The organism is Klebsiella pneumoniae subsp. pneumoniae HS11286 (genome assembly GCF_000240185.1).
Lineage (GTDB): Bacteria > Pseudomonadota > Gammaproteobacteria > Enterobacterales > Enterobacteriaceae > Klebsiella > Klebsiella pneumoniae.
In genome coordinates this window covers 4,883,865-4,897,806 of the sequence record NC_016845.1, presented here as the reverse complement: position 1 = coordinate 4,897,806, position 13,942 = coordinate 4,883,865, and the positions used below count along the sequence as shown (strand labels likewise).

At 57.9% G+C, this 13,942-nt stretch carries 15 protein-coding genes; 8 read left to right on the top strand and 7 right to left on the bottom strand.

Features of this window, described 5'->3' with window-relative positions; genetic code table 11:
- The first annotated feature begins 27 nt into the window (after positions 1–27).
- Positions 28–1,350: a putative cytosine deaminase gene (locus tag KPHS_49020; RefSeq protein YP_005229202.1), complete on the top strand. Its 1,323-nt coding sequence runs from the start codon at positions 28–30 to the stop codon at positions 1,348–1,350.
- On the opposite strand, the gene KPHS_49010 is transcribed toward KPHS_49020, so the two are convergent.
- Positions 1,347–2,534, bottom strand: coding sequence for an MFS transporter TsgA (locus KPHS_49010; RefSeq protein ID YP_005229201.1), 1,188 nt, complete (start codon positions 2,532–2,534; stop codon positions 1,347–1,349). The genes KPHS_49020 and KPHS_49010 overlap by 4 nt on opposite strands.
- A gap of 276 nt (positions 2,535–2,810) precedes the next feature.
- On the opposite strand from KPHS_49010, the gene KPHS_49000 reads away from it, so the two are divergent.
- The 5 genes from KPHS_49000 (at position 2,811) to KPHS_48960 (ending at position 6,153) form a co-directional block, all read left to right on the top strand.
- Positions 2,811–3,380: a peptidylprolyl isomerase A gene (locus KPHS_49000; RefSeq protein ID YP_005229200.1), complete on the top strand. Its 570-nt coding sequence runs from the start codon at positions 2,811–2,813 to the stop codon at positions 3,378–3,380.
- Positions 3,381–3,486: 106 nt separating this feature from the next.
- The gene (locus tag KPHS_48990) at positions 3,487–3,654 is read left to right on the top strand and encodes a YhfG family protein (RefSeq protein ID YP_005229199.1); all 168 of its coding nucleotides are present in this window, start codon (positions 3,487–3,489) and stop codon (positions 3,652–3,654) included.
- On the top strand, positions 3,644–4,246 hold the full coding sequence (locus tag KPHS_48980; RefSeq protein ID YP_005229198.1) for a putative adenosine monophosphate-protein transferase Fic: 603 nt from the start codon (positions 3,644–3,646) through the stop codon (positions 4,244–4,246). Before KPHS_48990 ends, KPHS_48980 begins: the two co-directional genes overlap by 11 nt.
- A gap of 32 nt (positions 4,247–4,278) precedes the next feature.
- Positions 4,279–4,842 carry a para-aminobenzoate synthase component II gene (locus KPHS_48970; protein ID YP_005229197.1) on the top strand — a complete coding sequence of 188 codons (564 nt, stop codon included), beginning with the start codon at positions 4,279–4,281 and terminating at the stop codon, positions 4,840–4,842.
- 90 nt (positions 4,843–4,932) lie between these two features.
- A complete protein-coding gene (locus tag KPHS_48960; protein YP_005229196.1) occupies positions 4,933–6,153 on the top strand; it encodes a bifunctional N-succinyldiaminopimelate- aminotransferase/acetylornithine transaminase protein in 1,221 nt (406 codons plus the stop codon).
- Here the strand turns inward: KPHS_48960 and KPHS_48950 are convergent.
- On the bottom strand, positions 6,143–8,221 hold the full coding sequence (locus KPHS_48950) for a putative dienelactone hydrolase (RefSeq protein YP_005229195.1): 2,079 nt from the start codon (positions 8,219–8,221) through the stop codon (positions 6,143–6,145). The two genes, KPHS_48960 and KPHS_48950, sit on opposite strands and share 11 nt — an antisense overlap.
- A 51-nt stretch (positions 8,222–8,272) precedes the next feature.
- Entirely contained in the window at positions 8,273–8,905 is a 633-nt protein-coding gene (locus KPHS_48940; protein ID YP_005229194.1) for a cAMP-regulatory protein, read from the bottom strand.
- A 414-nt stretch (positions 8,906–9,319) separates the two neighbouring features.
- Here KPHS_48940 and KPHS_48930 point away from each other — a divergent pair, with 414 nt between their 5' ends.
- Positions 9,320–9,616: an OsmC family protein gene (locus KPHS_48930; RefSeq protein ID YP_005229193.1), complete on the top strand. Its 297-nt coding sequence runs from the start codon at positions 9,320–9,322 to the stop codon at positions 9,614–9,616.
- Between the two features lie 54 nt (positions 9,617–9,670).
- Here the strand turns inward: KPHS_48930 and KPHS_48920 are convergent, their stop codons facing one another.
- The 3 genes from KPHS_48920 to KPHS_48900 are packed head-to-tail and all read right to left on the bottom strand — an operon-like array spanning position 9,671 to position 11,751.
- Positions 9,671–10,540, bottom strand: a complete 870-nt coding sequence (locus KPHS_48920) for a phosphoribulokinase (RefSeq protein ID YP_005229192.1) — start codon at positions 10,538–10,540, stop codon at positions 9,671–9,673.
- 36 nt (positions 10,541–10,576) lie between these two features.
- On the bottom strand, positions 10,577–10,795 hold the full coding sequence (locus tag KPHS_48910) for a YheU family protein (RefSeq protein YP_005229191.1): 219 nt from the start codon (positions 10,793–10,795) through the stop codon (positions 10,577–10,579).
- Positions 10,792–11,751, bottom strand: a complete 960-nt coding sequence (locus KPHS_48900) for a putative enzyme with alpha/beta-hydrolase domain (protein ID YP_005229190.1) — start codon at positions 11,749–11,751, stop codon at positions 10,792–10,794. The genes KPHS_48910 and KPHS_48900 overlap by 4 nt, the downstream gene beginning before the upstream one ends.
- A 3-nt stretch (positions 11,752–11,754) precedes the next feature.
- Between KPHS_48900 and KPHS_48890 the strand changes: the two genes are divergently transcribed.
- Positions 11,755–11,955, top strand: a complete 201-nt coding sequence (locus tag KPHS_48890; RefSeq protein YP_005229189.1) for a hypothetical protein — start codon at positions 11,755–11,757, stop codon at positions 11,953–11,955.
- Positions 11,956–12,017: 62 nt separating this feature from the next.
- On the opposite strand, the gene KPHS_48880 is transcribed toward KPHS_48890, so the two are convergent.
- Positions 12,018–13,922 (bottom strand): ATPase, encoded by a 1,905-nt coding sequence (locus tag KPHS_48880; RefSeq protein ID YP_005229188.1) that lies wholly within the window; start codon positions 13,920–13,922, stop codon positions 12,018–12,020.
- Between the last annotated feature and the right edge of the window lie 20 nt (positions 13,923–13,942).

Below are 13,942 nucleotides of genomic sequence, written 5' to 3'. Positions count from 1 at the left end.
CAAGCCGTATTGAATAGAGAGGGTGATATGACAGCAGCGCCGCTTTGGTTGATTCAGAACGTACGCCTGGCAGACCGCGACGGCCTGTGGCAAATAGCCATTGATAAGGGCCGCTTTGGCGAGATCACGCCGATGGGGGAGGCGCACGATGAAAGCTACGAGGTATTGAACGCTCGCGGCGGGCTAGCGATCCCGCCTTTTATCGAGCCGCATATCCATCTGGATACCACCCAGACGGCCGGCGAGCCGAACTGGAATCAGTCCGGTACTCTGTTCGAGGGGATTGAGCGCTGGGCGGAGCGGAAAGCGCTGCTCAGCCATGAGGACGTCAAAGCCCGGGCGTGGAAAACCCTGAAGTGGCAGATCGCCAATGGCGTGCAGTTTGTCCGCACTCATGTCGATGTTTCCGATCCCACGTTAACGGCGCTGAAGGCGATGCTGGAGGTCAAACAGGAGGTGGCGCCATGGGTCGAGTTACAGATTGTCGCTTTCCCACAGGAGGGGATCCTCTCTTACCCCAACGGCGAGGCGCTGCTGGAGGAGGCCCTCAAGCTGGGGGCGGACGTCGTCGGGGCGATCCCGCATTTTGAGTTCACCCGTGAATATGGTGTGGAATCGCTGCATATCGCCTTCCGTCTGGCGCAGCAATATGACCGCCCACTGGATATTCACTGCGATGAAATTGACGATGAGCAGTCGCGCTTTGTTGAAACCGTTGCCGCGCTGGCGCTGAAAGCGGGGATAGGGCCGCGGGTAACGGCCAGCCATACCACCGCTATGCACTCCTATAATGGCGCTTATACCTCGCGTCTGTTCCGCTTGCTTAAGCTCTCCGGCATCAACTTTGTCGCCAATCCGCTGGTGAATATTCATCTGCAGGGCCGGTTTGACGACTACCCGAAGCGACGGGGCATTACCCGGGTGAAGGAGCTGTTGGCGGCGGGGATCAACGTTTGCTTTGGTCATGATGACGTCTTTGACCCGTGGTACCCGCTGGGGACCGGCAATATGCTGCAGGTCCTGCATATGGGGCTCCATGTTTGCCAGCTGATGGGCTACCAGCAGATCAACGACGGCCTGCAGCTTATCACCGACAACAGCGCCCGCACGTTTGGCCTCGAGGATTACGGCATTGTCAGCGGCAACCCGGCTAACCTGATCATTCTCCCGGCGGAGAATGGCTTTGAGGCCGTCCGCTGCCAGGTGCCGGTGCGCTGGTCAATTCGCCAGGGAAGGGTGATCGCGACCACCCAGCCGGCGCAAAGCTGGATCCAAACTGACCGCGGTGGCGAGGAGCTTTCTTTTATGAGGAACAGCCCCCTTGCGGATGCAAAGGGGCCGAAGGCTTAGTGAGACGCCGCCTGAGCGTTGTTCTGGCGATGACGGGAGACGAAGCCGAGGATAAAGCACATTACGAATACCACGGCATAGAGGCCGTTAGCGGTGTGTAGCGCGGCCAGGGGACCGCTGGCCGCCACAATCGGGCCGGTGACCACGAAAGTGAGCATGGTGCCGATGGTGCCGCAGGTGAGGATAAAGTTCACCAGCTTCGGCGAAGCGACCCGCGTCTGCTGCGAACCGAGCGTAATGATCGAGGTGTAAATGGCGCTGGAGAAGAAGCCCAGGGTCAGAATAAACCACGGCATATGCTCCGGCGAACCATTGATAAACAGGTACATCAGCACCGTCGCGAGCCCGGCGAGGACGGTTAAGATACGCTGCAGGTCGAAGAAGCGCAGGATGAAGCTGAATGACCACATGCCGATCATGTAGGACATCCAGAAATCGCTCACCAGTTTACCGGCGTCGCCGAGGCTCATGCCCAGGCTCTTTGCATATTCCGGTACCCAGGAGATAAAGCCCAGCTGACCGAGGATGTAGCACAGCGCCGCAACGGAGAGGAACAGTACGCCAATGCCCCACTTCTCTTTCACCACCGGCTGGCTGTTTTCACTCTGGGCTTTTTTGCCCAGCACCGGGAAATCACAGCCGAAAGTCAGGACGAAAATAGCGACATACACCAGACCAATACAGGCGTAGACCCAGTACCACTCGATGCTGCGCGCCAGCAGGACGGCGGCGACCATCGGGAAAATCATGCCCGCCATGCTAAAGAAGGAGTCGGTAAACAGCAGACGCGCCCCGCGCTGACGGCCTTCATACATATGGGTGATCAGGAAGGTCCCGATCGACATGGTGATCCCGCTCACCAGGCCAAGAACGAACATTGACGCGGAGAACAGCGCCAGGCTGTGGCTGAGCATCAGGCCGGCCACCGCCAGCACCATCAAAATAAAGCCAAAGCGCAGCTGAGTTTTCAGCGGCACGATTTCCATCAGCCAGGCATTGAGGAAGATAGAGATAAGAATACCGGCGTTCAGAAAGGTAAAGGTGTTGCTCATACTGGAAACGGGCAGATGGAAATAATCCGCAATGTTACCCATCACCATCCCGGTGACGATCACCAACGCGCCGGTCAGGGCGTAGGAGAAGAAGCTGATCCATGTGAGCTTAATACGGTTGCTGTTAGTCATGACTGGCCTGTGAATAGAAAGGTAAAGCGCGTTGACGCTGCGCCGGGCGGACAGATTTTATTCATTCAGGTGATGTAATTAAATGTTTATTGTGAAATGGGTTATCTTTTGCATGTTTTAATGTGATCTGCATCACGCTTGTTCGCTACAAAGGAGATCGTTTGCGCGGTTACAATTATTACAGCTAAGTAAAATTTGGTAAAAGGCTGGCCCAGGATGCAAAGGCTCTTTAGAATCAAGGCACTCGCTTTTATTCTGCTCCGTTAAGGAATTTCCATGCTCAAATCAACACTGGCGGCGATGGCTGCCGTTTTCGCTATTTCAGCGTTCTCCCCGGCCATGGCGGCAAAGGGCGATCCGCATGTGCTGCTGACCACTTCGGCAGGTAACATTGAGCTTGAGTTAAACAGCCAGAAAGCCCCGATTTCCGTGGATAACTTCCTGAAGTACGTCAACAGCGGCTTCTACAACAACACCACCTTTCACCGCGTGATCCCGGGATTCATGGTGCAGGGCGGCGGCTTTAACGAACAGATGCAGCAGAAGCAGCCTAACCCGCCGATCAAGAATGAAGCAGACAACGGCCTGCGCAACACCCGCGGCACCATCGCGATGGCGCGTACCGCCGATCAGGATAGCGCCACCAGTCAGTTCTTCATCAACGTGGCGGATAACGCCTTCCTCGACCATGGCCAGCGCGACTTTGGCTATGCGGTATTCGGCAAAGTGGTGAAGGGGATGGATGTTGCGGATAAGATCTCTCAGGTCCAGACCCATAACGTTGGTCCGTACCAGAATGTGCCGACCAAACCGGTCGTTATCCTCTCTGCGAAAGTGCTGCCCTAATCCTCCCGCGGCGCGGTGGTCTATCGCCGCGCCCGGTCACCTCCCGGCATAACCTGAAATTGCTGCTTATACTTGTGGCACACAGGGGACGATAAGGGGGGCGACGATGCGTCCACTCACCGATAAGCAAAAATCCCGACTCTGGGAACAGACACGCAATACCAATTTTCAGGCCAGCCGTCGCCTTGAAGGCGTGACGGTGCCGCTGGTTACGCTGACTGCCGAAGAGGCGCTGGCGCGTCTGGCGACGTTGCGGAGGGAGTATGAGCGATAAATTCGGCGATGAACGCGATCCTTATCTCTATCCGGCGCTGAACGTGTTGCGCAACCGTCTCGGCATCCGCCAGGCTAAAAATCTGCAGCAGGCCGCCTTTGAGATGACAGCGCTGCGGGCGGCCACTCTGCCGCTGGGCCCGCGGGTACGCGGCTTACCCTATCTGTGCGCTATTCATCACCAGTTGTATCAGGATCTGTTTGACTGGGCGGGCCGCTTGCGTGAAGTGAACCTCTACCTGGGCGATACGCCATTCTGCCACTTTGCCCGGATCGAGGAGGAGGGGAATGCCCTGATGCAGGCCCTTGAGCAGGAGGATTATCTCAGTGGCCTGCCGCGCGATACCTTCATCGAACGCCTGAGCTGGTTCTATGGTGAAATTAATGTGCTGCACCCTTTTCGTCTTGGCAATGGCCTGACCCAGCGTATTTTCTTTGAACAGCTGGCGATACATGCCGGCTACCTTCTTAACTGGCGTGACGTTGACCCCGCCGGCTGGAGTGCGGCCTGCCAGCAGAGCGCGATGGGCGATCTGGCCCCGCTGGTGGCGATCTTTCGCAAAGTGGTAAGCGAAGCGCGGGAATCTGAGTAGAATAGCCCGGTTTTGATTGTTCCGGAGCCGCTATGATCCTGCTTATCGATAACTATGACTCTTTCACCTGGAATCTGTATCAGTACTTCTGCGAACTGGGGGCGGAAGTACTGGTCAGGCGCAACGATGCGTTGACGCTGGAGGAGATAGCGGCGCTGGCGCCGGAGAAAATCGTGATCTCGCCAGGCCCCTGCACGCCGGATGAGGCGGGGATTTCCCTCGCGGTTATCCGCCACTATGCCGGAAAAACGCCGCTGCTGGGCGTCTGTCTCGGGCATCAGGCGATCGCCCAGGCGTTTGGCGCGACTATCGTGCGGGCGGCCCAGGTGATGCATGGCAAAACCTCGCTTATCGAGCATAACGGCGAAGGGGTGTTTCAGGGGCTGAATAATCCCCTGACGGTGACCCGCTATCACTCGCTGGTGATTGACCCGCCGACGCTCCCGTCCGAGTTTAACGTCACTGCCCGCAGCGCCAGCGGTGAGATTATGGGGATCCGTCACCGCGAATGGGATCTCGAGGGCGTGCAGTTTCATCCGGAAAGCATCCTCAGCGAGCAGGGCCATCAATTGCTGGCCAACTTTTTGAAACGGTGATTTTCAGTTGCTATTGACTGATTTTTTATGCATATTTTGTGATTAGATTATCATAATCGCATCTGCGTAACGAAGAGGGATGGGCAAGACATGGCAACTGAACAACCGGCAATCACCCGCGCCACATTCGATGAAGTTATTTTGCCAATTTATGCACCGGCAGAATTCATCCCGGTGAAGGGGAAAGGCAGCCGCGTCTGGGATCAGCAGGGGAAAGAGTATATCGATTTCGCCGGCGGTATCGCGGTGACGGCGCTTGGCCATTGCCATCCGGCGCTGGTGGCGGCGCTGCATCAGCAGGGCGAAACGCTGTGGCACACCAGCAACGTCTTTACCAATGAGCCGGCGCTGCGTCTGGGACGTAAACTTGTCGAGGCTACCTTCGCCGAGCGCGTGGTGTTTATGAACTCCGGCACCGAAGCCAATGAAACGGCCTTTAAGCTGGCGCGTCACTATGCGGTGACCCGCCATAGCCCGTATAAAACCAAAATCATCGCCTTCCATAATGCCTTTCATGGCCGCTCCCTGTTTACCGTTTCCGTCGGCGGTCAGCCGAAGTATTCCGATGGTTTCGGCCCAAAACCGGCGGATATTGTCCATGTTCCCTTCAACGATCTGCAGGCGGTAAAAGCGGTGATGGATGACCACACCTGCGCGGTGGTGGTGGAGCCGATTCAGGGCGAAGGCGGCGTGACGGCGGCCACGCCGGCTTTCCTGCAGGGACTGCGCGAGCTGTGCGATCAGCACCAGGCGCTGCTCGTCTTTGATGAAGTACAGTGTGGTATGGGGCGTACCGGATCGCTGTTCGCCTATATGCACTACGGCGTGACCCCGGATATTCTGACCAGCGCCAAAGCGCTGGGCGGCGGCTTCCCGGTCAGCGCCATGCTGACCACCCACGAGATCGCCAGCGCCTTCCATGCGGGCTCCCATGGCTCAACCTACGGCGGCAACCCGCTGGCCTGCGCGGTCGCCAACGCCGCCTTCGATCTGATCAATACCCCGGCGGTGCTGGATGGCGTGAGCGCGAAGCGCGAACTGTTCGTCAAACACCTGCAGCGGCTGGATGCCGAGTTTGATCTGTTCAGTGATATACGCGGGATGGGCCTGCTGATCGGCGCGGAACTCAAGCCGCAGCACAAAGGCCGCGCGCGTGATTTCCTATATGCCGCGGCCGACGCCGGCGTCATGGTGCTCAACGCCGGGCCGGACGTGATGCGTTTTGTTCCCTCGCTGATCATCGACGAGCAGGATATTGCCGAGGGGATGGCGCGCTTTGCTCAGGCCGTGGCAAAGGTGATTAACGGCTGATCTTCCGCAGCCAGATGCCATGGTGCGGCCGCTGACGCCATGCCACTGATGAAATGGTGTGCATGGTATTCAGATGGCCCAGAATGCGTTGCAGATGCTGCTCCAGGGTGCTTAACGGACCGATCGGCGCCTCGCTTTCCGGCGACTCCATAATATTGGCATCCCCTGCGCTGCCGGGACCATCGCTGTCCAGCCGCTGCTGGCAGCGCTGCAGCGCAATCTCACAGGATTCGAGATAGCGCTGGGCAAGATCCGGGGTCAGCATCGTATGCTCCCGGGCCAGGGTGGTCATAGCGTTGATGTGTTCGACGATAAACTGGCTGTGCGTCACCCACAGCTTCATATCTTCCAGATAGTGGGTATTAAACCCGGGTTCCTGCATCGCCTGATTCAGGGAGTTGTAGAGCGCGTTGTGCGCCTGGTTGACGCGCATGCGTTGATAGGCCAGCGCGGGGGCTTTTGGATCGGCGCTGAGGATCAGGCGAATCGCCTGCTGGTCGGCCTCCAGCGCATCGTGGGCATTTTTTTTCAGCAGGCCGCTCTGCCACTGCGGCCACAGCCAGACCATCCCGCCGAAGGCGATCAGGCAGCCGATAAGGGTGTCGATCAGCCGGGCGATAATAAACTGTTCCCCGTTGAGCGTCAGCAGCTGCAGGGTATACACCGCCGTCACCGTAAAGCCTACCATCGCCCAGCCATAGTGTTTGCGAATGATCAGATAGCTGAGCAGGGTAATCAGCAGCATCCCGCTCAGGGTGTAGCTCTCCGGAACGTGAAAATGCAAGGTAAGCCCGGCGATCGTCAGGCCGGCGAGCGTTCCCGCCGCCCGGTGAACAATACGCACCCGGGTGGCGCCATAGCCGTTCTGGGTGACGAAAAGCACCGTCATCAGGATCCAGTAGGGCTTAGGCAAGTGCAGGGCGTTGCCCATCAGGCTGGCGACGCTCAGCATCACGCTGATGCGGGCGGCATTGCGCAGCGCGGGAGATTTTAGCGACAGGTAGTTCTTTAGCGCGGGAAATAGCGGTAAACGACGCTCTTTGTCGGCCATCAGGTCCCGGGCATACAGCGGGCGCTGGGTATGCAGCACCCGGGCGATGCGGCTGAAGTGCCAGGCGCAGAAGTGGCCGACCGGGTTATCCGGATGTTGTCTGGCGATCTTTTCCAGAGCCTCGATCTGTTTATCCATCTGAAAGCGCTTTGGAAAGCGATGATAGAGCATGTCATCCGCCAGCACGCGCAGGCGGGCGGCGACGGTCTGCGCGTTCCAGCGGATCACCGCTTCGGCATGGCTGCGTTCCACCAGCTTTTGCACCTCTTCCGGCTGATGCAGGCTGACCGAAATATGCTCCTGCAGATCCAGCCCCATCTGAAACGCCCGCAGCAGGCGCTTATGATCGTTGCGTTGGTTAGCGGCCAGCATATGCATCTGCTGATAGCACTGAGTAATCAGATCGACCACTTTCTGCTGGCGGGTGAGCAGCGGCGGCAGGGCGGTCGAGGGATCGGTATGCTGGGTCAGCAGGCTGTATTTGGCTTCACAGTAGTCCGCCAGCTCCCGGTAAAGCAGGCTAAGCGACTCCCGTAGCGGCTGTTCGCGCCACAGCCAGAACCAGAACCAGTTAAACACGCCGTACCACAGCGTGCCGAAGGCGTAGATCAGCAGCGGCTCCCAGATGGGCATATTGCCCGCCAGGCTCAGGGTAAAGATGGCGGCGATCAGCGACGCGGGCAGCAGCCGCGCGTGCAGCGAACTGATCTCCGCGGTAACGCCGAGCAAGAGCGCCAGGCCGCTGAGAATAAACGGCAGGGGTATCGCCTGGGCAAGCAGCAACTGCACCACCAGACTGCATCCGGCAAACAGGCAGCCGCCGATAATCAGGCGTTTGAAAAAGCGCTTATGCGGGGTATCAAGACCGGCAATGTTGCAGCAGGCGGGGACTAAGGAAAATAACAGCCCCTGCTGGAGATGGCCGAGCAGAAGACCGATGGCCACGGGCAGACACAGCACCAGCGTTTGCCGCAGTGCATAGTTGACTTCCGGGTGGTAAATCAGCCTGCGCCACATGAGGGAAAAACAAAAACGGCGTACTGCGGGAGCAATACGCCGCTTAGCAACTTAACGGGTGCCGTAGACGACGATGGTTTTACCGTGCGCGGAAATCAGGTTCTGATCTTCCAGCATTTTCAAAATACGACCAACGGTTTCACGAGAGCAGCCGACGATCTGACCAATTTCCTGGCGGGTAATTTTAATTTGCATACCGTCCGGGTGGGTCATGGCATCCGGTTGCTTCGCCAGGTTCAGCAGCGTCTGGGCGATACGGCCCGTCACGTCGAGGAAGGCCAGGTTGCCCACTTTCTCAGACGTGACCTGCAGACGGCGAGCCATTTGCGAAGAGAGACGCATCAGAATGTCCGGGTTCACCTGGATCAGCTGACGGAATTTCTTATAAGAGATTTCGGCCACTTCACATGCGGTTTTCGCCCGTACCCAGGCGCTACGTTCCTGACCCTCTTCAAACAGGCCTAATTCACCGATGAAATCGCCCTGGTTGAGGTAGGAGAGGATCATCTCTTTACCTTCTTCATCCTTGATGAGTACAGCCACGGAGCCTTTAACGATGTAGTACAGCGTTTCTGCTTTTTCACCCTGGTGGATCAGCGTGCTCTTTGATGGGTACTTATGAATGTGGCAATGAGACAAGAACCATTCAAGGGTAGGGTCTGTTTGCGGTTTGCCAAGCACCATGCGCGGTTATCCTCTGTTATAAGCTATCTCCGGGCGCCGACACTACACGGCGTCCGGGCATGCAATCGTATTGTTTCCCTATACCTGGGAAGCTGGCTGATGATTTTTCGACAGCCCGTAATGTGAACTCCTCTGCATACATGCAGTACATCAATGTATTACTGTAGCATCCAGACTGTTTTAGCATAGCTTTCGCCGCATGTCTCCTGGTGTCTCGCTTCAGCATGACGCAGGTCGCCTTCCGTTGCGAGAATTGTTATGTGCGCGTAATCTGACAGGAATATTGCGATACTGGAGTTAAATTTTATGCAAGCGCGTGTGAAATGGGTAGAAGGGTTAACCTTTATCGGGGAGTCCGCATCGGGACACCAGATTCTGATGGATGGCAACTCCGGGGATAAGGCTCCCAGCCCGATGGAGATGGTGCTGATGGCGGCGGGCGGTTGCAGTGCGATCGATGTGGTCTCCATTCTGCAAAAAGGTCGTCACGACGTGACCAATTGCGAAGTGAAGCTGACCTCCGAGCGTCGCGAAGAGGCTCCGCGTCTGTTCACGCATATTAATCTGCATTTTATCGTCACCGGCAAGGCGCTGAAAGATGCCGCGGTCTCCCGGGCGGTGGACCTGTCGGCAGAGAAATACTGCTCGGTGGCGCTGATGCTGGAAAAAGCGGTGAACATCACCCACTCCTATGAAGTGATCGAGGCGTAGTCTTCGCCTGCCGTTGTATCGAATCTCAACCCCGGCCAGGCCGGGGTTTTTTGGTTAGCCTATCTTACGGCCTTCCATCAGGCGCTCGACCAGCGGCGTCATGATAAGCTCCATCGCCAGCCCCATTTTACCGCCCGGCACCACCAGGGTGTTCATGTGCGAGATAAACGAGCCCTGCAGCATCGCCAACAGCCAGGGGAAATCGATATTCTGCAGATTGCGGAAATGGATCACTACAAAGCTCTCGTCCAGCGAGGGGATCGCTTTGGCGGCAAACGGGTTGGAGGTGTCCACCGTCGGCACGCGCTGAAAGTTGATATGGGTGCGGGAAAATTGCGGGGTAATGAAGTTGATGTAATCTTCCATCGAGCGGACGACCGAGTCCATCACCGCCTCCCGGGAGTGGCCGCGTTCGCTGGTGTCGCGAATAAGCTTTTGGATCCACTCGAGGTTAACGATAGGCACCACCCCGACCAGCAGGTCGACATGGCTGGCGACATCATGCTGCGGCGTGACAACCCCGCCGTGCAGCCCCTCATAGAACAGCACGTCTGTCGGCTCCGGCAGCGGCTGCCAGGGGGTAAAGGTCCCCGGCACCTGATTCCACGGCACGGCTTCGTCATAGGTGTGGAGATATTTCCGCGACTGACCTTTGCCGTGGCGACCATAGTCGACAAAGGTCTGCTCCAGCAGGCCGAAGTCGTTCGCCTCCGGGCCAAAGTAGCTGATATGTTTACCCTGATCCCGCGCCTTACGGATCGCCATGTCCATTTCCGGGCGGGTGTAGCGATGAAAGCTATCGCCTTCCACCTCCGCGGCGTGCAGGTTTAGCTGCGCGAAGATTTTGCGAAAGGCAAGGCTGGTGGTGGTAGTGCCCGCGCCGCTGGAGCCCGTGACGGCGATCACCGGATGTTTGGCAGACATAACAACTCCCTGGTTAAACGATGTAGTGGCGTCGCCTTAGCCGTTAAACAGCGCGCGCGGCATAATATTGACCGTCTCATGCAGTTCCGACCACACAAGGACCGCCTCTCCGCGTTTCAGCTGCTGTTTTACATCGGCGACTTTATCGGCAAGTGAACGTTCATGTTCACCATAATCGGTGCCTTCACGTAACACAAAGCTTTCAATCAGGTTATCCAGCGTTTCGGGATCCAGATCCTGCCAGGGAATAATCATGCGGGAACCTCCAGCCAGCGGTTTAACCAGTCGGGAATGCGTCTTTCCAGCCACATCTCCGGTTTACGCAGAGTGCCGCTGACAAAGCCAACGTGGCCGCCTTGCTCGGTCAATTGATACTCTACGTTCGCGGGCAGTTGCTCCTGCGGCGGAATAGAGTGGTGATCCATAAACGGATCGTCTTTCGCGTGAATGATGAGCGTCGGCTTAGTGATATCGCTGAGCCGCGGCATGGCGCTGCATTGCCGGTAATAATCCAGCGCATCGGCAAAGCCATGGATTTTGGCGGTGATCATATCGTCAAATTCCCGGATGCGGCGCATCCCTTTGAGCTGGCGTAAATCGACGGGCAGCGAGCCCGGGTACGCTTTCAGCTTGCGTGAAGCGTTGGCTTTTAACAGATTGAGCAGATAGCGCTGATAAACCCGCGAGAAGCCCTTATCCATATGATAGCTGCAGGCTTCGAGCATGAAAGGCGCGGAGACGATCACCGCCGCATCCAGCGGGCAGCGGTCGCCTTCCTCTGCCAGCAGGCAGCCCAGCATATTGCCGCCCAGCGAATAGCCGACGGCCGCGGTCGGCGCGGGACCAAACTCGCGCTTCAGCCAGTGCAAAAACCAGGTGCCATCTTCCGTTTCGCCGGAGTGATAGATGCGGTGATTGCGGTTAGGTTCGCCGCTGCAGCCGCGGAAATGCATCACCACGCCCAGCCAGCCGCGCTGCATCGCCGCGTGGATCAGACCATGGGCGTACGGGCTGTGCAGACTGCCTTCCAGGCCGTGAAAAACGACGAGGCGCGGCTTATGGCGCGCCTGGTGCGGGTCTTCGCTCCAGGCCAGATCGACAAAATCGCCGTCCGGCAGCTCAAGGCGCTGCCAGTGCGGGGTAAAGCGCAATTTACGGCGAATCAGCCGCGGCAGCATGGTTTGCAGATGACGATTGCCCACGCCGCGCATCGGATGGAACTCACGCGAATCGTTTTCGGGGGGCGTCATGTCTGTGGGGATGATTTCAACCATAGCACCAGAACAATTAATAAACGTGATGATGACTATACCGCGCAGGGCATGCAGGGGGTTAGCCAATATGTGGTCTTGCGGCCAGTGACGCCAGCTTACAGCAAAAACAAATCATTGATGTCGCTGATGGCCAGACCATGAAGAGGGCAGAAACCCACCCTGCCAGCGGCAGCGTACGCGCAGGCAGGATGAAGAGGAAGAGTTTAGCCTTCCTGAAGCATGCGCTCCAGCTGCTCCTGGGCCTCCAGCCAGGCCATCTCGCACTCCTCCAGCCCGGTCTTCGCGCTGGCCTGCTGCTGCAGGCATTCGGTCAGCTCGGCTTTACGTGAGGCGTCATAAAGCTCACTGTCGCCAAGTTTTTCTTCCGCACTGGCCAACTGCGCGTTGAGCTTGTCCATCTCTTTTTCCAGACGGGCGATCTCTTTGCGCAGCGGTTGGGTCTGGCTGCGCAGCTCCGCTTCCCGACGCTTCTGATCTTTGCGCGCCTGGGCGCTGTTGCCGCTCTCTTTTGGCGGCTCGCCGCTCTGGGACTCCTGTTTTTGCGAGTCGCTGAGCCACTGCTGATAATCTTCCAGATCGCCGTCGAACGGCTCGACTTTACCATCGTGGACGAGGTACAGATCGTCAGTGGTGGAACGGATCAGGTGCCGATCGTGCGATACGACCACCAGCGCCCCTTCAAAGTCGATCAGCGCTTCGGTTAAGGCCTGACGCATATCGAGGTCAAGGTGGTTGGTCGGTTCATCGAGCAGCAGCAGGTTAGGGCGCTGCCAGACGATCAGGGCCAGTACCAGGCGCGCCTTTTCTCCACCGGAGAAGCGGCGGGTTTCTTCGCTCACCTTATCGCCCTGGAAACCAAAGCCGCCGAGATAATCACGCAGCTTCTGCTCCAGCTCCTGCGGCGCCAGACGCGCCAGGTGCTGCAGCGGCGACTCATCGGCGCGCAGGAATTCCAGCTGATGCTGGGCGAAGTAGCCGAGCTTGATGCCTTTCGCGAGGCCGATCTCGCCGCTTACGGGCTGGAGCTCGCCTGCCAGGAGCTTAATCAGCGTCGACTTCCCGGCGCCGTTGCGGCCCAGCAGGCCGATACGCGAGCCCGGCACCAGGTTAAGCTTGATGGAGTCGAGAATAATACGCTCGCCGTAGCCGGCGCTGACTTTCTCCATCTTCAGCAGCGGGTTAGGCAAGCTCTCCGGCTGGCGGAAGCTGAAGTGGAACGGGTTATCCACGTGCGCCGGAGCGATAAGCTCCATCCGCTCCAGCATTTTGATCCGGCTTTGCGCCTGCTTGGCCTTGGTGGCTTTGGCACGGAAGCGATCGATATAGCTTTGCAGGTGCGCGACGCGCTGCTGCTGGCTTTCGTACATCGCCTGCTGCTGAGCGAGGCGGGTGGCGCGCTGCACTTCAAACGAACTGTAGTTGCCGGTGTACTCAAACATTGTCTGCTGTTCGATATGGATAATTTTGTCGACGATAGGATCGAGAAAATCGCGATCGTGGGAGATGAGGATCAGCGTTCCCGTATAGCCCTTCAGCCACTTCTCCAGCCAAATCACCGCATCGAGATCGAGGTGGTTAGTCGGTTCATCGAGCAGCAGCAGATCGGAGCGGCAGATCAGCGCCTGGGCGAGGTTAAGGCGCATACGCCAGCCGCCGGAAAAATCGCTGACCGGCCGCTCAAGCTGTTCATTGCTGAAACCCAGACCGTGCAGCAGGCTGGCGGCGCGCGAACGGATCGTCCAGGCGTCGATGGCGTCCAGCTTACCGTGGACGGTGGCGATAGCATGACCGTCGTTGCGTTCGTTAGCCTGCTGGAGCGCGGCCTCCAGCTGGCGATACTCTCGATCGCCGTCAATGACATAATCGATTGCCGGCTGCGGTAGCGCCGGGGTTTCCTGATTCACCCAAGCCAGCTGCCAGTTGCCGGGAAAGGTCATACTGCCGCCGTCAGCGCTTATCTCGTTTTTCAAAAGCGATAGCAGCGTCGATTTCCCGCAGCCGTTTTTCCCCACCAGACCGACCTTTTGGCCAGGATTGATGGTAGCGGTGGCGTTGTCCAGCAGGACGCGTACGCCGCGACGAATTTGTAACGAGGAGAAAACAATCATAAGGCGCCGTATGTTCAGAC

What these genes read in the sequence shown, in the direction of transcription:
- KPHS_48920 (YP_005229192.1), bottom strand. Translation starts at nt 10,540, where the DNA reads ATGTCTGCCAAACATCCGGTGATCGCCGTCACGGGCTCCAGCGGCGCG.
- KPHS_48880 (YP_005229188.1), bottom strand. Translation starts at nt 13,922, where the DNA reads ATGATTGTTTTCTCCTCGTTACAAATTCGTCGCGGCGTACGCGTCCTG.
- KPHS_49010 (YP_005229201.1), bottom strand. Translation starts at nt 2,534, where the DNA reads ATGACTAACAGCAACCGTATTAAGCTCACATGGATCAGCTTCTTCTCC.
- KPHS_48930 (YP_005229193.1), top strand. Translation starts at nt 9,320, where the DNA reads ATGGAGATGGTGCTGATGGCGGCGGGCGGTTGCAGTGCGATCGATGTG.
- KPHS_48990 (YP_005229199.1), top strand. Translation starts at nt 3,487, where the DNA reads ATGCGTCCACTCACCGATAAGCAAAAATCCCGACTCTGGGAACAGACA.
- KPHS_48980 (YP_005229198.1), top strand. Translation starts at nt 3,644, where the DNA reads ATGAGCGATAAATTCGGCGATGAACGCGATCCTTATCTCTATCCGGCG.
- KPHS_48940 (YP_005229194.1), bottom strand. Translation starts at nt 8,905, where the DNA reads ATGGTGCTTGGCAAACCGCAAACAGACCCTACCCTTGAATGGTTCTTG.
- KPHS_48900 (YP_005229190.1), bottom strand. Translation starts at nt 11,751, where the DNA reads ATGCGCGGCGTGGGCAATCGTCATCTGCAAACCATGCTGCCGCGGCTG.
- KPHS_48960 (YP_005229196.1), top strand. Translation starts at nt 4,933, where the DNA reads ATGGCAACTGAACAACCGGCAATCACCCGCGCCACATTCGATGAAGTT.
- KPHS_49020 (YP_005229202.1), top strand. Translation starts at nt 28, where the DNA reads ATGACAGCAGCGCCGCTTTGGTTGATTCAGAACGTACGCCTGGCAGAC.
- KPHS_48890 (YP_005229189.1), top strand. Translation starts at nt 11,755, where the DNA reads ATGGAACTCACGCGAATCGTTTTCGGGGGGCGTCATGTCTGTGGGGAT.
- KPHS_48910 (YP_005229191.1), bottom strand. Translation starts at nt 10,795, where the DNA reads ATGATTATTCCCTGGCAGGATCTGGATCCCGAAACGCTGGATAACCTG.
- KPHS_48970 (YP_005229197.1), top strand. Translation starts at nt 4,279, where the DNA reads ATGATCCTGCTTATCGATAACTATGACTCTTTCACCTGGAATCTGTAT.
- KPHS_49000 (YP_005229200.1), top strand. Translation starts at nt 2,811, where the DNA reads ATGCTCAAATCAACACTGGCGGCGATGGCTGCCGTTTTCGCTATTTCA.
- KPHS_48950 (YP_005229195.1), bottom strand. Translation starts at nt 8,221, where the DNA reads ATGTGGCGCAGGCTGATTTACCACCCGGAAGTCAACTATGCACTGCGG.